Below are 17,321 nucleotides of genomic sequence, written 5' to 3' on the forward strand. Positions count from 1 at the left end.
TAAGACATATTGAAAAGAGGAGAGAAAAATGTGGATCGAGGAATTTTTAAAGAAGTTCCATTACCGTGTGCATTTTTGGATGAAGTGGCTTTAGATAGAAATATTCAATCGATTATAGAGTTAAGTGGAAATAAGAAGATTCGTATAGCGAGTAAATCGTTACGTTCTGTTCCGATTATGCAAAAGATTTTAGCTGCAAATGATCGATTTCAAGGTATTATGTGCTTTTCACCTAGAGAGGTTTTATTTTTAATAGAACAAGGATTTAATGATTTATTGCTCGGATATCCTGCTTATGATGAAAGAGCTTTGTGTGAAATTAGTTTGCTAACAAAGAAAGGTTTCATTATAACTTGTATGGTGGATTGTGAAGAGCATATTGTGTATTTAGAAAAAATTGCTGAGAAATCTAAAGGATGTTTTCGTGTTTGTTTGGATATTGATATGAGTAGTCGTTTCTTTCAATTTCATTTTGGTGTACAAAGATCCCCAGTAAAAAATGTGCAGGATGCGTTGAAAGTAGTAGAAAAGGTGAGAAGGTCATCATATTTAATGTTAGATGGTGTGATGGGTTATGAAGCTCAAATTGCTGGGGTGGGAGACCATATACCGAATCAATGGCTGAAAAGTAAAGTGATTTCGTATTTAAAGCAGAAATCAGTGCTAGAAGTGAAAGAAAGAAGAGAATATATTGTAAAAGCAATACAAAAACTTGGTATTGAGCTAAGGTTTGTAAATGGAGGCGGAACAGGAAGCATAAAAACAACTGAGAAAGATAATTCAGTTTCAGAGATTACAATAGGTTCTGCTTTTTATTCTCCGAAGCTGTTTGATTATTATAAAGAGGTGAAATTTCATCCAGCGGTCGGATTTGCTTTACCAGTTGTGCGTAAACCAGTCCCGTTTATTTACACTTGCCTAGGTGGTGGATATATTGCTTCAGGAGCAGTTGGAAAAGATAAAGAGCCTGAAGTTTGGAGACCGAAGGGTGCAAAACTATTAGCTTTAGAAGGTGCTGGCGAGGTACAAACGCCAATTTTTTATAGCGGCGAGGAACGAGTGGATATAGGAGAGTCCATTTTGTTTCGTCATAGTAAGGCTGGTGAATTATGTGAGCGCTTTCTTTTTTTGTATCGTGTTAAAAAAGGAGAGATTGTTGGGGAGTATTCAACATATCGGGGGGATGGCCAATGCTTTCTATAAAGGGACAAAAGTGGAGGAATTGGACAGGGAATGTAGAAGGAACGCCGCATTATACGATGTATCCAGAAAGTATACAAGATGTAGTAGAAGTAGTGGGGCTTGCACGAAAAAAGGGGCGGAAAATTCGTGTTGTTGGTTCAGGACACTCGTTTACACCCCTTGTGCAAACCGAAGAAGTTTTAGTTTCTTTAGATGAATTGAAGGGCATTGTGAATATTGATGAAGAGAAGATGGTCGCTGAAGTGTGGGCAGGAACAAAGTTATATGATTTAGGGAAGTTACTTGAGGAAAAAGGTTATGCGCAAGAAAATTTAGGGGATATTGATTCACAATCTATTGCAGGAGCGATTAGTACGGGGACTCATGGAACGGGCATTACCTTTGGGAGTTTATCAACACAAGTTATAGAGATTACGGCCGTTTTATCTAATGGTGAGAGTATAGTTTGTTCGGAAGCTGAGAACGTAGAATATTGGAGAGCGTTTCAGTTGTCACTTGGAATGTTAGGTATCATTGTAAAGATAAAATTGAAGGTTATTCCAGCGTATTCACTCGTTTATGAAAGTGAAAAACAGTCATTATCTACTGTAATGAATAAACTAGAAGAGTATAAGAAGCATCGTCACTTTGAATTTTTTGTTTTTCCTTATTCTGATGAAGTACAAGTAAAACTTACGAACGAAACAACGCATACAGGCAGTGATTTGAAATGGCATAAACTAAAGGTGGAGTTACTTGAAAATAGGATGTTCTCTTTGCTATCTAAAGGGTGTAAATGGTTTCCTTCTATAAGTAAAGGAGTGAGTCGATTATCAGCTAAGGCTGTACCAAACACAAAAATAATTGGCCCGAGCTATGAAGTATTTGCTACATCACGTACGGTACCATTTTATGAAATGGAGTATAGCATTCCTTCAAAGTATATGAGGACGGTTGTAGAAGAAATCTCAAATCTTATTGAAAAGAAAAAGTATAAGGTGCACTTCCCGATCGAATGCCGCTATGTGAAAGGTGATGATATATGGCTTAGTCCAGCCTATGGAAGAGATTCAGCGTATATCGCTGTTCATATGTATAAAGGTATGAAATATGCTGCTTACTTTGGCGAAGTGGAAAAAATTTTTCTGAAGTATGAAGGGCGTCCGCATTGGGGGAAAATGCATACATTATCGTATGAGCAATTACAAGATATATATCCAGAGTTTCATTCGTTTTTACAGGCGAGGAAGTCTCTAGATGAACTTGGAATGTTTTTTAATCCTTATGCAGAAAAGTTATTTATCCCGCTATTTGCTGGGCAGTAAGACCCCCACTGATTAAAGTTTCACATTATGTATATAAAAAAGCTGACAAATAATTATTTGTCAGCTTTTTTTAGTGTAATTGCATTTCTTGTATGACTAATATGTTCATAAAATAGTAGTTTATCACGGCTAAATACATGCAGTAAAACATGAATAATGAATAGGCCGTTAATGATAAATAGGAATAACAATGTAACGAGTAATACTAAAGGTTCTGTATGATTTAACATAGAGCTACTAGAAAGAATATAATTGATTCCGCCTAACGCAAAATAAAATATACCGTAGCGAATAAATAGTTCTTTTAATGTAATACGATCTGATTTTCCTTTCAGATGAATGCGGAGCAATGCTTTCCCAATTGTTTTTCCATTTGTAAAGTATGGAATAAGAATAAAATAAATAAGGATTGAACACGTAATGAAAATGAGTTCATACATATTCGTGTAAGATTGCATATTAGAAACGAAGAAAGAATTTCCTTTGTTTTTAACGACAGGTACGACGATAGATAAGAAAATCCAATCAATTTGCATCGCGATAAGGCGACGAATGAATCCGACTGGTTTCGTTTCCAAATCAATATGACTATCTAACTCGTTTGTCTTCGGAAGGAAGTACGTAAATATTGGTGCAATGATAAAACCAATTACGCCACCTAATGTATTTAAAAACAAATCATCGATATCAAATAATCGGTATGCACAATTGTATATACCGTATAATCCAGTCACTTGTGTTAGCTCGAAAAATAGTGAAAGGAAAAAGGAAATGCAAATTGTTTGTAAGAAACTACGTCGGAAATAATAACGTAAGTAAATACCGAATGGAACAGTTAATAGAACATTAAATGCAACTTGTAAAAACGCAGACTCTTTTAATAAGTAGAAATAAGTAGCTGGTTTCGTTAAAACTGCCGATGTATGACTACTAATCTCTTGTATGAAATAAAATGGTGAGAGTTGCATGTGTTGTGTATTAGCCGGTTGTAGGCTACAAGTATCAAACGTTTGTGGTAACGGCAAAATAACAAGAAAATAGGCATTTAATAAGTAAAGTAATAATGAGTATAAAATAAATGAGCGCCATTTATTTAAATAACCGTATTTTCGATAATTAAATATTAAAAAAGGGATTAAAAGAAACATTGCTAAAAAGGGAAATAAAATAAATGCTGTTTTTACTGGAAATAAATATGCAGTCAAAGTAAAACTCCTTTCAATGAAAATTCGTTTATCATTATAGCGCTAAAAATATTTAAATACAAAGTTAAAATCTTTCGAAATAGAAATAATTACTAATTTTATAGGAATTAAGTTATAATAAATTTAATATGAGGATATTATGATTATATAAGTTGAGAGAGGGTACAAGAGATGCGATATGAACTTTTTTCTGTAAGTGGGGATCATATTACGACTTTTGAAAGTGCATGGCGTTTTCAGGAGGGAGAACAGATTTTTGTTCATGATGATCAAACAAAAAGAAACTTTATTATTATTCGTCTGACGCATGATGTATTTCAACAAAATAAACATGTTATTCGTTTGTATTGTCAAGAGAAGAAAGTGTATGCATAAGAGAAGCCCTCTTACAGTATGAAAAGTAAGAGGGGCCTTATCTCGTTATTTGTGAACAGCCCGATTGATGAGAGCTGATTAAAGTTTCACTGCCCCTCGTAAGGAATAAAAAGAGAAGGGTTAATGTACATAGCTAGCATTTGATTTGGAAGAAAGGATATAGCTTTGTATTTTGCGCTTCAAAGTTACATTTCTTTCTCTTTGAGAAAGCCATGTATGGTAATCTTGTTGTGTTTTCCATAACATACGAATCATATATTCTGCCTTATCATTTGTACGATGAACATGTGAAAACTCTATGTTAATACAACCGTTCGTTCCGGGAGAAGGATAATATTGTTTAAGCCCATAAAGAAGCTCACTTTCATATCCGTACTTAATATGAATGAGTTTAGTAACAATAAACATATAAACACCTCTTTTACGATAATAGTAGGAAAGATAGCTTTACTATAATAGTGAACTTAAATAATATTATACTATTCAGAAAATTCAAAGTAAATGATAGATTTTAACTTAATACAGGTATAAAAAAGCGAGTCATCTAGTGTAATAGAATGACTCGCTTTCAATTTGTAAGTTTCATTTTATAAGAAAATAAGAGTAAGTACACCTACGATAATACAATAGAAAGAGAAATATTTTAAATTTCCTTTTGCCATAATGTTCATAAACCATTTTAGTGAAATATACGTCATGATAAATGTTGCGATGAATGCAACAACATATGGCACGAATAATGTGTCTAGATTTGGATCATTTGCAATGTCAGTAATGCTTAACAATAAGCCACCTAAGCTAACAGGGATGTATAGTAAGAATGAAAAGCGAAGAGCTGTTTCTTGCTTCATACCAAGTAACATTGCTGCTACAATTGTGGCACCAGATCGGCTTATTCCGGGAATCAGTGCGCAAGCTTGTGCTAATCCGACGATGATTGCATCTTTCATAGAAAGGTCGCCATCATTTTTACGACCACGTAAATTTCTAATAATCCAAAGGCCGACAGCAGTAATAAGAAGGGAAATCCCAACCATTTTCACACCTTTTAAGTACTGATCGATGTAATCTTTAAATAAAACACCAATAACACCTGCTGGAATGGTTGCAATAACAAGATAAATAATAAAGAAGAAATCTGATTTTGCGTCTTCTGCTCTTGTAAATATATAAGAGAGACCATTCTTCGTTAGACGAATTAAATCATTTCTATAAATAAGTAATACAGCTAATAATGAAGCTGAATTAACAAGTAGTTCGAAGCTAAACCCTTCTATTTTTAGTCCTAGCAAATGTTGTGCTAAAACGAGATGACCACTTGAAGAAATCGGAATTGGTTCTGTTAGTCCTTGGAACAGACCGAGAATTAAATATTTTAAAACGTAGTAAAATTGTTCCATAATAACCTCCTTGTTTATTAGTTGAAAGAAACAACTTTTCCATTATAACAAAGATATGGATGAATATTGAAAAGAAATAAATATTCGAAATAAAATAAAAATCCCTCATAGCAGTATAAGGGATTTTTATTTTTAATTAAGAATTTACTGTTCCTTGAAGACTTTTAGACAATTGAACATCGACTTTTTCAGCATCATGAATATGATTCATAATAGTAGTATTTAATTTTTGGAACATTTGTTGTGTGTTAGCGAATTCTCGTAATATGTCATCATTACAAGATTTTTGGTTTTCAATAGCCTTAATAACATTTGTAGCACCATTTTGTAACGTTTGAATCATAACTAAAATATTTTCAATTCTAGCGTTTGTATCGGCGCTCATTTCTACACCTTCATCGACTAAATGTAAATTATCTTTTGTGTTATCGTATGCTTTTTCAATTTCTTCTTGAATTTTTTTCGTTAAGTTGCCTATGTTTTTTGTACTTTCTGCTGTACTTTCTGCTAGTTTTCTTACTTCATTGGCAACGACAGCGAATCCTTTACCGTGTTCTCCAGCACGTGCGGCTTCAATACTCGCATTTAAAGCAAGTAAATTTGTTTGTGCTGCAATGTTTTGAATGACTTCTACAATTTGCTCGATTTCCTTTGAGCGTTCGCTTAGATGATTCATACTATTAGACGTGCGTTGGGATTGTTCACCTAATTTATTAATTACAATAAGTAAGCGGTGAACGGATTCTTTTCCTTCATTAGAGCAGTCAATAATTTCTGCAATAGACTGAATTAAGCTTTGTTCCTTTTGCAACATTTCATTATTTAACTCATTGGAATGTGTCGTACGTGTTGAAACATTTTCGAAACATGAACTTAATTGTTGAACTAAATTTTGAAGTGTATTGTGTTGGTTATTTACAAGTTGATGCTCTTGGACAACGCTTTGTACACGATCGTGGATAGTAGAAATAGTCTCTTGTTTTTCAATATCTTTTTGTTTTAATTCTGCTTCTAATTCTTGTATACGCTCTTCTAATTGAGCAATTGTATGTTGGAGTGATTTTTTTTGAGTAAACATGTATTTATTTCAACCGCCTTCGAAAGTTATATTTTCTCTATATTTGGATTTTAGCATCTTTTGTATTTTTTAAATATAGGAATTGTTAAATATTTAAGAATCTATTACATTTTATTCATAATTCTCTTTTTTTCGTCACGAAAAATAAACTGTATTTAATCGTTTTGTAAACAAACTGTAAAATAAATCATGTATAACTGTATAAGAAGGGAGTCGGATTATGAACTATTTTAAGCGAATCAGCTGTCTAGTATTAGCAGGAATTATTGGTCTTTCTAGTACAGTCGCTGTTAAAGCAGAGTCAAACGACGAGAAACTTAACAACATGCAACAGCAATTGCAACAAAACGATGCAGAAATGCAAAAGAAAGAGCAAGAGAAGCAAGCTGTTAGTAAAGAAATTAAAGGTATCGAAAACGAACTACATAATTTAAATAATACAATTGCAAAAAATAAAGAGGATCAAGCTGCTATTCAACGTAAAATCGATGAAACACATAAGCAGATTGAACAAAAAAAGGAAGAAATTGTCGTTTTAGAGGATAAAGTCCTTGCTCGTAAAGATATTATGAGAAAACGTATGGTTTCTGTTCAAAACAGCTCAAATACAAGTTTAGTAGTAGAAGTTGTAGTAGAGTCAAAAAACTTTGCAGACTTCTTACAACGTATGAACGCAGTTTCTACTATTCTAGAAGCTGATAAAGAAATTTTACGTCTACAAGAACAAGATCTTCGTCAAATTGAAGAAGATAAGAAAACAATTGACGAAAAAGAAGCATCTTTAGTAGTAGACAAACAAAAATTAGCAAAAGCGCAAGCTGAACTGCAAGATAACTTGAAAAAACGTCAAGATAACTTACAAACAGTTCAAGCTAAATATAATGAGGTTGCAAGTCAACTTAATTTAGCAGCGGAAGAAAAAGCTAAAATTGAATCAAATATGAAGGCAGTACAAGAAACAATTGCTCGTGAACAAGAAGCAGCAAGAATTGCGGCGGAAGAGCGTGCAAAAGCAGAAGCGGCTGCAAAAGCAGAGCAAGAAGCTTTAGCGAAAGCACAAGCGGAAATTGCTGAAAAGCAAAAGCAAGAAAAAGCTAATAAACCAGCTGAACCAGTTGCTAATAATAATTCGAAGGTAGAACCTGCAAAACCTGCACAACCTGAACCATCTTCTAAGCCAACTGCTGGTGGGAAAGAACTTTATGTACATGCAACAGCTTATACAGCAGATCCAGGTGAAAATGGCTATGCACCAGGTCAACAAGTATATTCTGCATGGGGAGGCTATAATCTAACTGCAAACCCAGGAATGAAGTTGATTGCGGTGGACCCATCTGTTATCCCATTAGGTTCTCGTGTATATGTTGAAGGATACGGAGAAGCAATTGCAGCAGATACTGGTGGCGCGATTAAAGGTCACAAAATTGATGTTTTAATGCCAGATAAAGCTTCATCTAGTAAGTGGGGCAGAAAAAATGTTAAGCTTACAATTTTAAACTAAAACGTAATCCAACTTTACAATACGTAAAGTTGGATTTTTTTGTAAGAATAATGTTAGGTTGAGTTTACATTTTGTTAAGGGTAGCATACAATAACGGTGAGAGGTGGTAAATTTGACCATTTTAAACAGAGTAAAAGAATTAAGAGCTCGTTTTAATTTTTCACAAAGTGTATTAGCAGAAAAGGTTGGAGTGACGAGACAAACAATTGCAGCAATTGAAAAAGGGGATTACGTTCCTTCATTGTTACTAGCATTGACGATTTGTGATGTATTCCAGTTAAAGATGGAAGACGTGTTTGTTTTAAATAAGGAGGGGGAAGAGGATGAATAGAATTGGTTTTTCTTATATTATAAATGTACTCTATACTGCACTAGCATGCTGGACATTTGTTGAATTTTATAGTGTTATTACAGAGTTAGCAGATATAATTAAAAACGAGAAATTCCCATTTGAAGTATGGTTTAATGGAGTACCATTCATTTTATTATTTATTGGAGCAATTATAGTTACAATTTTTTATAGAATTCAAAAGAAAAAATATAAGAATTTATCTTTTTGGATGTATCCATTATTATTTCCACTAGAAGATGAACGTGAAAAAGCGATTACGGATAAAGCTTGCCGAACAACATTTGTATCGTTATGGTTTGTGTTACCTTGTGCAGTTGGATTTTTAACTTTTTCGCCTATTATTAATGAATATCTTCCTGGATACCCATTATATATTATATTTTCGATTTTCTTTATTCAAATGACAGTATTTCACGTATCACTATACAGAAATAAATTAGCTTAAAAAGAAACCTTCTTGCACCGGCAAGAAGGTTTCTTTTTAGCTAATACTTGTACATATGGCGATATTATTTTATCATTTTATATAGAGTAAGATTTTGTAAGGGAAAGGAATTGTATATGAATAAGCAAAGAATTTATAGTATAGTAGCAATCCTTCTATTTGTTGTAGGTGGCGTGTTAATTGGAAAGCCATTTTATGATGGATATCAGGCTGAAAAGAAACAGACTGAAAATGTGCAGGCTGTTCAAAAGATGGATTATGAAAAGCATGAGACGGAATTTGTAGATGCTTCCAAAATTAATCAACCAGACTTGGCGGAAGTAGCGAATGCATCATTAGATAAGAAACAAGTAATTGGTCGTATTTCGATTCCAAGTGTTTCAGTAGAACTGCCTGTTTTGAAAGCTTCTACTGAAAAAAACTTATTATCAGGTGCAGCGACAGTAAAAGAGAATCAAGTTATGGGAAAAGGGAATTACGCACTAGCAGGACATAACATGTCTAAAAAAGGTGTTTTATTTAGTGATATAGCTTCTTTGAAAAAAGGCGATAAAATTTATTTGTATGACAATGAAAATGAATATGAGTATGCGGTTACTGGTGTATCTGAAGTAACTCCTGATAAGTGGGAAGTTGTAGAGGATCATGGGAAAGATGAGATAACACTTATTACATGTGTATCTGTAAAGGATAATTCTAAGCGTTATGTTGTTGCTGGTGATTTAGTAGGAACGAAGGCGAAGAAGTAAAAAAAGAAGGTGAACTCTTTAAAGAGTTCACCTTCTTTTTTACTAATGTTGAGAAATAATAGAATATTTTGGTTTGTATTTAAATATTCTTCTATTTATGTATAATAAAGTTAGAATTCTATATTTTGGGAGGGACAAGAGTGAGACAACAGGTGAAGAAACTTCTTTTAACAACGAGTATAGCGTTATTGGTAGCTCCAATTTCAGCTTATGCGCATCCAGGGCGTACAGATGCTAATGGCGGACATACGTGTCGTACAAATTGTGAGAAATGGGGATTACAGTACGGGGAATATCATTATCACAATAAACCAGCTTCTAGTAGTGGTGCAACGAGCCCAGCTCCTAGCCAGAATAATAATAGTGCTGTAGAAGCTGAGAGACAAGCAGAAGCACAGCGCAATACTGAGGTTGAAAAACAACGTGCTGCAGAAGCACAGCGTAACGCTGAGGCTGAGGCTGAAAAACAACGTAATGCAGAAGCACAGCGTAAAGCTGAAGAAGAGAGACAACGTGTAGCCGAGGAACAAAGAAAAGCTGAAGAGGCACGTAAACAAGAGGAAGCGCAGCGCCAAGCTGATATTGAAAAAGGTCAACTTGAAGGTCAAAAGAATGGAGAAACTGATTTTAAAGCAGGAAAAAATGATGCAGAAGTGCATGTAGCTGGAAAATCTGATGCATATAAACAAGCGTTTAAAGCGACTTATGCAGCCGCATGGTCTTTAGAAGAGCAGAAGAAAACGCATTTTGAAAAAGGAAAAGAACAAGGTTTAGCGCAAGAGACGATGGACGATAGTCAAGTTGCTCCAGAGTTTAAGGTAAACTTTGCAGACGGGTTCAAAGTAGGGAATAAAGAAAGAGTAGAAAAAATTGAAAAAGAGCAAGCTGAATTAGGGGAAAAGACAGGGAAAGAATTAGCTGAAAAGAATCCTGGAAATAGAGAGAAAGAAGTATACATGAAGGCATATGAAACAGCGTATGAAAAAGGCTATAAATCTACAAAAAAGGCAGTAGAAAAAGCTGGCTATAAGTATGCATTTGAAAACTATGATTTAAAAGTTCCTGCTAAGTATGAAAGAAAGGAATTGTTAAAGAAATGGTTTACTGAAGGATTTAAATCGAATAAAAAAGCAGCGGAAATTCGAGAAGAAGGGTATAAAAAGGGAGACAGCTGGTTCTCATTCTTCTATAAGAGTTTCGTACCAAGTGAATATAAAGAACATAAAGAGCTGTACGAACAAGCAATCGAAAAAGGTAAAACAGCATAAAAAAAGATGAGGAGAAATTCCTCATCTTTTTTAATCCATCCATTTCACTAATTTCTTAGAAATTAATAATAAAACACAACCTAATACAATTGCCACAGCGCCAATAACTGTGAATACTTCAGCGTATCCAAGTGAAGTTGTGAAGCTTGCAAGTTGTCCGCCTAAAATGTTGGCGATACCTGAACTTGCTAGCCATACACCCATTAGTAAAGATGCTAATTTTACCGGAGCAAGCGCACTAACCATTGATAGTCCGACAGGTGATAAGAATAGCTCACCTAACGTATGGAAAAGATACGTAAAGACGATAAATAGTAAGTTTGCTTTTTCTGTAATGTTATGTTCATCACTACCTGTTTTTAATGTAGCGATAACGAGAATGATATAACCGATACCGAGCAAGATCATCCCAAGTCCCATTTTAGTTGGGATTTTTAAATCACCGCGCTTGCGAGTTGCAAGTTTTGCCCATAATGCAGAAATGACTGGAGCAAGCAAAATAATAAATAATGGATTGACCGATTGGAACCAAGATGTTGGAACTTCCCATCCGAACACAGAGCGGTCTACAAATTTGTTTGTATATAATGTTAATGAGCTACCAGCTTGTTCAAAGCCAGCCCAGAAGAAGACAACGAAGCATGTTAAAATGACGATAACTGCGGTACGTTGTTTTTCTTTTTTTGTTAATGGTGTATCTCCTACTGATGGTTGTCCAGCAGCTGTTTGTAAATCGCGAGTTGGTTTTTTACCGATATTACCAAGGAAGCGATTTGATAGTGTTGTAAATAAAATTTGTCCAATAATCATTCCGATTGAAGCGGCTAAGAAACCGTAACGGAATCCGTAATGTACAACGCCATCAACTGTTGTTTTGAATAAATTTTCTGATAAAAATCCGCAAACGAGTGGAGCTAAAAATGACCCGACGTTAATACCCATATAGAAAATGGTAAATGCACTATCACGTTTTGGATCGTTCTCTTCGTATAATTCCCCAACCAGTGTAGAGATGTTCGGTTTGAAGAATCCGTTACCGATAATAATAAGCGCTAATCCGAGGTATAGGCCTAATTGGTTTTGCAAGGCAAATAGTGTAAGGTTACCGATCGCCATTGTTATACCACCAATTGTGATTGCTTTTCGTCTACCTAGAAAACGGTCTGTTAAGTAACCACCAATCATTGGTGTGAAATAACAGGCTCCAGTATAAAATCCGTAAATAGAGAGTGCCCATGCGGGACTAAACCCAAGACCACCGCTTACTAAAGCTGTCGTTAAATATAATGTTAATAATCCTCGTAATCCATAGTAACTAAATCTTTCCCACATTTCTGTAAAGAAGAGTAAGTATAAACCTGGAGGATGTTTCTTTTTTCTTTGTTGTTCTTTTTCTAGTTGTATCGTTGATTCCATTTTATTTTCCTCCTGACACAAACAAAAACAAAGTTAATAATTTTGTACATTTAATATTTTACCTTATTAACTATTATAAGTCAATAAAGGTTGATTTTTCAGAAGAAATTGGAAAAGGGGGATAGCTATAGAAGGGGTGTTTCTTTTGTGATAGACTATGGACTATGTTTTCTTTGTAAGGAAGCAGGTTATTGTACTTTTTTTATATGTGGAATTGATTTCATAAGAGATGAAATTAAAGAAGGAGAAAGAAATGAAATTGTTACAGAAAAAAGAAATTTTACTTATTAGTCTTATGTTATTTTCGATGTTCTTTGGAGCAGGGAATCTTATATTCCCACCTTTTCTTGGATATGAAGCAGGAGAAAATGTGTGGATTTCGTTAGTAGGATTTATTATATCAGCAACAGGTCTTCCTATATTAGGTGTTATCTCTATTGCAAAAGCAGGAAGTTTTCAAACGTTAGCGGGTAGAGTTCATTCTTCATTTGCAATTATTTTTCCATGTATCGTGTATGTATTTATTGGACCTGGGCTTGGTATACCGCGTGCGGGAAGTTTAGCCTTTGAAATGGGGCCAGGTGAGTTATTCCCTGAAGCAGGAAGCGGAGTATTATTGTTTTACACAGTTATTTTCTTTAGTATTGTTTACTGGTTAAGTTTATCACCATCTAAACTAATGGGGTTGTTTGGAAAAGTCTTGACGCCGTTATTATTATGTATGATTGCACTTATTTTTATAAAGAGTATGTTTACAACAGTAGGAGATATGAAAGAACCAATAGGGAACTATGGCCAAGCTCCTATGTTTCAAGGGTTTTTAGATGGATATTTAACAATGGATGCGTTAGCTGCTTTAATCTTTGGAATTGTTATTGCAAATGCATTACGTGCAAAGGGTATTGAAGATGATAAAGGTTTAGCGAAATATATGAGTATTGCTGGAATCGGGGCAGGACTATTATTATCGATTATTTATGTCGTCCTTGGATATGTGGGGGCAATTAGTGGCTCATTAGGAACATTTGATAACGGTGCGAAAGTGTTAGCACAAGTTATGATTACATTATTTGGACAGGGCGGAGTCGTTTTATTAGGTCTTATTTTTACTATCGCGTGTTTATGTGTTTCAATTGGACTTGTTACGTCTTGTAGTCAATTTTTTGCGAGTGCATTTCCGAAAGTATCTTATAAAGTGTGGGCATTTATAGTAAGCGTTGTTAGTATGATCTTAGCTAATTTAGGGTTAACGCAAATTTTAAAAGTATCAGTACCAATTCTTGGATTTATTTATCCAATTGCATTAACGCTTATTATTCTAGGGTTATTCCATAAGTATATTGGGAGGTATGCATACGTATATGCAGTAACTGTTTGGGTTGTAGCGATATTTAGTGCAATTGATATTTTAAATAAAAATGTAATGATGAATCAGTGGACGTCAGTATTAAAATACATTCCGTTTTATACAGAAGGTGTTGGGTGGATTGTTCCAGCTATTGTAGGCATGTGTCTTGGTTTCATCGTTAGTATTGCTTTAAATAAGAATAAATGAGTAAAAAGGTGTTTTCCTATTTTGGGAAGACACCTTTCTTTTTTTTGGAAAAATACTATTGAAAATGAATAGACTAAGAGTATGATAAAGATAATTGGTAATATATAGGTTTAATGAGAGTTACGAATAAGGGGGTAGCATATGAAGAAGGATTTGGATAAGAAAATAGAAGCACTCGAAACGGCAATTGAAACGATTCAAGAAGCACTTGCTGAATTAAAGGTGAAGCAAAGGGAAATAGAAGTAGAAAACGTTCAGCAACATGTTAGTAAGGAAAAGAAGGAATATATTGAAACGGTAATGGAGGAAAAGCCAAAAGAAGAAATAGTTACGATAAAAGAGCCTGTGCAAGAACGTGAGGTAAAACAAGTAGATATATCTGCTTTTAAACCAGAGCCATTTAATATTATTAAGTTTTGTCAAACGTGGTTACCGCGTGTATTTGTCGGTATTATGTTGCTTGGAGTGATCTGGTTATTTAAAGCAGGAGTAGATGCTGGTTTATTAACACCAGCAATACGAATTGTGTTTGGTATCGCATTATCTATCGGTTTGTATTATATAGGAGATATTCAAATTAAAAGAGAGCGGCAGGCGTTAGGATTAGTATTGGTTGGAGGAAGTATTTCGGGGATTGTTTTAACGACGTTTGCGGCACATTATTTGTATGCATTTATTCCGGCAAGTATCGCGTTTCTCTTTAATATTGCATGGGTTATTTTAGGGATTTATTTAGCGAAAAGATATAACTCGGAATACCTTACTATCTTCGTAGCGGTAGGAGCGTTCTTCGTGCCATTCTTGTTAAATAGTACGACTCCTAATCCTTATATTTTCTTTGGATACGAGACGATATTAACACTTAGTTTATTATGGTATGGATTGAAAAATCGTTATAAATACTTATATATGATTTCTTACGCTGTTGCGGCCATTGTTCTTTTTGTCTTCTTTGCTGTTATGTCAATATTAGTAGAGAACTTGCAAATACAGTTAACGATTGTATATGGTTTGATTCATTTACTATTATTTTGGCATATGTTTACGGAGAGAAGTTTTATACCAGAACCACGTTTGGCGATATTTAGTGCGAATGCAGTTTTCTTTATACTAGCTATTGCCAAAATACCTGATTTTACAACATGGGGATTGATTATTAGTGCAATTGTGCACGCTGCTATGTTTGTGCTTGAGTATAGGAAGAATAGACATTCTACATTTACAAATCTCTTATTTGGTTTCGCAATGGGAGCATTTAGTTTAGCGATTTTATACGAGTATAGTTTAGTGAATGCAGCGATTGTACTATTATTACAAGGTTTCCTCGGCATGGTCACTTCTATTAAAGTAAAACAACAGATAAAATTGTATGTTAGTGCGACGGTTTACGCAATTGGAATGATACAGACGATTTTTAGCCCGTTTGATGAATTTATTTCGGCAGGTTTTGTTGCTCATCTTATTTTAATAGGAACGTTCTATTATTGCATGAGACAAGCGAAAGAAGTGTTAGCGAGTATGGGTAAGTATGTGTACTCTATAGCGCTCTACTGGTTAATGGTCATTGTATTTATTACAATCACTAGAATTGGTGAAGTTCTTTCTACAGATGGAAGTATAATTAGCGTATCTGTATCGTTATTATGGATGATATATGCGTTATTTGCAGTTTGGTTTGGCCGTTATAGACAGATGAATGAAATATTATATGCTGGATTAATCGTATTAGTAGTAACGGTAGGGAAGTTATTCCTACTTGACTTACCAGAGGTATCGATGATGATTAGGGCAGTGTTATTCCTAATCGTCGGTAGTATAGGTATCGTTATTTCAAGAATGTTTTTCTCGAAGGAAGAGAAGTGAGAAGAAGGCAATCCATGTATGGATTGCCTTTTTCATTATTTCTTATTAATCGTTACAGTTTCATTATATTTCGTTGTTGTATTTTGGCGTAGACGAAGAGTTGCTTGTCCAGTTGTATTTGAATCAATCTGTACATTTACAACTTTCTCAGCAGAGCCTAAGCTGTTTGTTGTGAAAGAGAAGGCACTACTATATCCAAAAGCAGATGGCCAAGTGCCGTTTGTATTTTGAATTTTTGCTACTTGTGTTCCACCAGTAGTGAATATACCTAAAGAATAGTTGTTATAAGTTGTATTAGGTAGTAAGTTGTTTACTTGAATCTTCATTTGGAAAATTTCATTGTTTGGTAGAATGCTAGGGTGTGTAACGACGTAGTCGCTTGTTGTTACCGCACCATTATAACCGTATGAACCTGGTTTAAAAGTATTTGTATTAAACCATTGATAACCTGCATTTGGTGCACTCCAAGGTTCAGGTTGTGGTTCTGTTGATAAGCTTGGCTGTTCAAATGTTTGTAGAGCTGTAGGTGAATCAAGCTGTAAACCATTTACTTGATCTAAACTTGTAAATGTCTCTTTATTCGATAACCAATTTACGATGTTTTCTAATAAAATCGCATCGTTTTCTTCTTTATAACCATCGTAAGTTTTCTTTGTTTGGCCAGAATCTTCACGAACGTACTTTGGCGTAGCATCTTCAACAGGAGAAGAGTCACCAATAAAGGCAGCTTTTCCAAGTCCTACTTTTGCAATTGCAGCATATGGGCCTTCTGCAAGACCACCGCCATTATAAACGCCACTATCAACAGCGTTATTCCATTTTGATGGATTTTCTGGAAGGTAAACAAGTCCTTTTGCTAGTTTTGGGTTTGTAATTGCTAGAGTAGAACCAGCATGCATTGCTACAGAAGAAACACCTTTTGTAATTCCGAAAGATTGTTCAGGCGATACAATTGTTTTCGCTGAAACATCACCAAGTGCATTGTAGCGGAAGCGAATACCGAAGTTGTCAGATAGCCAATCAGAGCTTTCTACTCCTTGCATAGCTTGTGAATTTGCTTCTTCATTAGACATTCCTTTTGCTGGATTATCCCAAGCACCGCGTCTATATCCATTAAATACTTCAGAAGAGTCCCAGCGATTTTTATTACGATCTGCATTGTAATGATCGGCAATAAAGAAGATACTACCGCCATTTTTTACATATTGTAACATAGCGTCCTGCTCAGATTTTTTGTAAGGAATATTAGCTTCTGGAACGATAAATACATTGTAACCTTTTAAGTCTTCGTACGTAATAGGTGTTGATTTACGAAGTTCTTTTACGTGATAACCGTTTTTTGCAATGCCGTTTCCGAAGTCAGAAAAGCCGCCGTCAATAACCCAGTCAGCTGTCCCAGCAGTTTGACCGTGTGTATTATCGAATAATACTTTCTTCCCATTGTTTTGATTTACAACTTTTGCAGCAATTTCAGGAGCTGGGTCTACAGAGCTTTCGGCATAAGTAGACGGTATGAACGAGGTCCCTATACTTAGTGTAATTGCTGTTGCTAAAGAAAATGTAATCCATTTTTTATTCTTCATAGAAGAATCCCCCTAATAATAAAT

General features: G+C 34.7%; 15 protein-coding genes and 1 pseudogene. 10 read left to right on the forward strand and 6 right to left on the reverse strand.

Going from position 1 to position 17,321, the window contains the following annotated elements; translation table 11 throughout:
* Positions 1-30: 30 nt before the first annotated feature.
* Together MRP26_RS24860 and MRP26_RS24865 are read left to right on the forward strand one after the other, a co-directional pair.
* The gene (locus MRP26_RS24860; RefSeq protein WP_098126224.1) at positions 31-1,203 is read left to right on the forward strand and encodes an amino acid deaminase/aldolase; all 1,173 of its coding nucleotides are present in this window, start codon (positions 31-33) and stop codon (positions 1,201-1,203) included.
* Positions 1,191-2,507 (forward strand): D-arabinono-1,4-lactone oxidase, encoded by a 1,317-nt coding sequence (locus MRP26_RS24865; RefSeq protein ID WP_000948958.1) that lies wholly within the window; start codon positions 1,191-1,193, stop codon positions 2,505-2,507. Before MRP26_RS24860 ends, MRP26_RS24865 begins: the two co-directional genes overlap by 13 nt.
* Positions 2,508-2,560: 53 nt before the next feature.
* On the opposite strand, the gene MRP26_RS24870 is transcribed toward MRP26_RS24865, so the two are convergent.
* Positions 2,561-3,712, reverse strand: a complete 1,152-nt coding sequence (locus MRP26_RS24870) for a VanZ family protein (RefSeq protein ID WP_000128025.1) — start codon at positions 3,710-3,712, stop codon at positions 2,561-2,563.
* A 171-nt stretch (positions 3,713-3,883) separates the two neighbouring features.
* Between MRP26_RS24870 and MRP26_RS24875 the strand changes: the two genes are divergently transcribed.
* On the forward strand, positions 3,884-4,087 hold the full coding sequence (locus tag MRP26_RS24875; RefSeq protein WP_001268332.1) for a hypothetical protein: 204 nt from the start codon (positions 3,884-3,886) through the stop codon (positions 4,085-4,087).
* 120 nt (positions 4,088-4,207) lie between these two features.
* Here the strand turns inward: MRP26_RS24875 and MRP26_RS24880 are convergent, their stop codons facing one another.
* The 3 genes and pseudogenes from MRP26_RS24880 to MRP26_RS31145 form a co-directional block, all read right to left on the reverse strand.
* A complete protein-coding gene (locus MRP26_RS24880; protein WP_053565233.1) occupies positions 4,208-4,495 on the reverse strand; it encodes an antibiotic biosynthesis monooxygenase in 288 nt (95 codons plus the stop codon).
* Between the two features lie 179 nt (positions 4,496-4,674).
* The gene (locus tag MRP26_RS24885; RefSeq protein ID WP_000434794.1) at positions 4,675-5,487 is read right to left on the reverse strand and encodes an undecaprenyl-diphosphate phosphatase; all 813 of its coding nucleotides are present in this window, start codon (positions 5,485-5,487) and stop codon (positions 4,675-4,677) included.
* A gap of 136 nt (positions 5,488-5,623) precedes the next feature.
* Positions 5,624-6,154, reverse strand: a pseudogene (locus MRP26_RS31145) (methyl-accepting chemotaxis protein); the annotation flags it as partial.
* 631 nt (positions 6,155-6,785) lie between these two features.
* Between MRP26_RS31145 and MRP26_RS24895 the strand changes: the two are divergent.
* The 5 genes from MRP26_RS24895 (at position 6,786) to MRP26_RS24915 (ending at position 10,880) form a co-directional block, all read left to right on the forward strand.
* A complete protein-coding gene (locus MRP26_RS24895) occupies positions 6,786-8,066 on the forward strand; it encodes a 3D domain-containing protein (RefSeq protein ID WP_059304140.1) in 1,281 nt (426 codons plus the stop codon).
* Between the two features lie 112 nt (positions 8,067-8,178).
* The gene (locus tag MRP26_RS24900; RefSeq protein ID WP_000154011.1) at positions 8,179-8,397 is read left to right on the forward strand and encodes a helix-turn-helix transcriptional regulator; all 219 of its coding nucleotides are present in this window, start codon (positions 8,179-8,181) and stop codon (positions 8,395-8,397) included.
* Positions 8,390-8,863, forward strand: coding sequence for a DUF2178 domain-containing protein (locus MRP26_RS24905; RefSeq protein ID WP_059304139.1), 474 nt, complete (start codon positions 8,390-8,392; stop codon positions 8,861-8,863). Before MRP26_RS24900 ends, MRP26_RS24905 begins: the two co-directional genes overlap by 8 nt.
* A 116-nt stretch (positions 8,864-8,979) precedes the next feature.
* The gene (locus MRP26_RS24910; RefSeq protein WP_001041724.1) at positions 8,980-9,612 is read left to right on the forward strand and encodes a class A sortase; all 633 of its coding nucleotides are present in this window, start codon (positions 8,980-8,982) and stop codon (positions 9,610-9,612) included.
* A 140-nt stretch (positions 9,613-9,752) separates the two neighbouring features.
* Positions 9,753-10,880: a YHYH domain-containing protein gene (locus MRP26_RS24915; protein WP_242807040.1), complete on the forward strand. Its 1,128-nt coding sequence runs from the start codon at positions 9,753-9,755 to the stop codon at positions 10,878-10,880.
* Positions 10,881-10,910: 30 nt separating this feature from the next.
* Here the strand turns inward: MRP26_RS24915 and MRP26_RS24920 are convergent, their stop codons facing one another.
* The gene (locus MRP26_RS24920) at positions 10,911-12,296 is read right to left on the reverse strand and encodes a peptide MFS transporter (RefSeq protein WP_029441641.1); all 1,386 of its coding nucleotides are present in this window, start codon (positions 12,294-12,296) and stop codon (positions 10,911-10,913) included.
* Between the two features lie 253 nt (positions 12,297-12,549).
* Between MRP26_RS24920 and brnQ1 the strand changes: the two genes are divergently transcribed.
* Together brnQ1 and MRP26_RS24930 are read left to right on the forward strand one after the other, a co-directional pair.
* Complete coding sequence (gene brnQ1, locus MRP26_RS24925; RefSeq protein ID WP_197241446.1) at positions 12,550-13,851, forward strand: branched-chain amino acid transport system II carrier protein BrnQ1; 1,302 nt, start codon at positions 12,550-12,552, stop codon at positions 13,849-13,851.
* A 141-nt stretch (positions 13,852-13,992) separates the two neighbouring features.
* Positions 13,993-15,714 carry a DUF2339 domain-containing protein gene (locus MRP26_RS24930; RefSeq protein ID WP_069355011.1) on the forward strand — a complete coding sequence of 574 codons (1,722 nt, stop codon included), beginning with the start codon at positions 13,993-13,995 and terminating at the stop codon, positions 15,712-15,714.
* A gap of 35 nt (positions 15,715-15,749) precedes the next feature.
* Here the strand turns inward: MRP26_RS24930 and MRP26_RS24935 are convergent, their stop codons facing one another.
* On the reverse strand, positions 15,750-17,297 hold the full coding sequence (locus MRP26_RS24935; protein ID WP_197241448.1) for a DNA-binding protein: 1,548 nt from the start codon (positions 17,295-17,297) through the stop codon (positions 15,750-15,752).
* Positions 17,298-17,321: the final 24 nt, after the last annotated feature.

It is taken from the genome of Bacillus sp. CCB-MMP212 (genome assembly GCF_022748145.1).
In the GTDB taxonomy this organism is placed as follows: Bacteria; Bacillota; Bacilli; order Bacillales; family Bacillaceae_G; genus Bacillus_A; species Bacillus_A cereus.

What these genes read in the sequence shown, in the direction of transcription:
- MRP26_RS24880 (WP_053565233.1), bottom strand. Translation starts at nt 4,495, where the DNA reads ATGTTTATTGTTACTAAACTCATTCATATTAAGTACGGATATGAAAGT.
- MRP26_RS24895 (WP_059304140.1), top strand. Translation starts at nt 6,786, where the DNA reads ATGAACTATTTTAAGCGAATCAGCTGTCTAGTATTAGCAGGAATTATT.
- MRP26_RS24905 (WP_059304139.1), top strand. Translation starts at nt 8,390, where the DNA reads ATGAATAGAATTGGTTTTTCTTATATTATAAATGTACTCTATACTGCA.
- brnQ1 (WP_197241446.1), top strand. Translation starts at nt 12,550, where the DNA reads ATGAAATTGTTACAGAAAAAAGAAATTTTACTTATTAGTCTTATGTTA.
- MRP26_RS24935 (WP_197241448.1), bottom strand. Translation starts at nt 17,297, where the DNA reads ATGAAGAATAAAAAATGGATTACATTTTCTTTAGCAACAGCAATTACA.
- MRP26_RS24875 (WP_001268332.1), top strand. Translation starts at nt 3,884, where the DNA reads ATGCGATATGAACTTTTTTCTGTAAGTGGGGATCATATTACGACTTTT.
- MRP26_RS24930 (WP_069355011.1), top strand. Translation starts at nt 13,993, where the DNA reads ATGAAGAAGGATTTGGATAAGAAAATAGAAGCACTCGAAACGGCAATT.
- MRP26_RS24910 (WP_001041724.1), top strand. Translation starts at nt 8,980, where the DNA reads ATGAATAAGCAAAGAATTTATAGTATAGTAGCAATCCTTCTATTTGTT.
- MRP26_RS24865 (WP_000948958.1), top strand. Translation starts at nt 1,191, where the DNA reads ATGCTTTCTATAAAGGGACAAAAGTGGAGGAATTGGACAGGGAATGTA.
- MRP26_RS24885 (WP_000434794.1), bottom strand. Translation starts at nt 5,487, where the DNA reads ATGGAACAATTTTACTACGTTTTAAAATATTTAATTCTCGGTCTGTTC.
- MRP26_RS24920 (WP_029441641.1), bottom strand. Translation starts at nt 12,296, where the DNA reads ATGGAATCAACGATACAACTAGAAAAAGAACAACAAAGAAAAAAGAAA.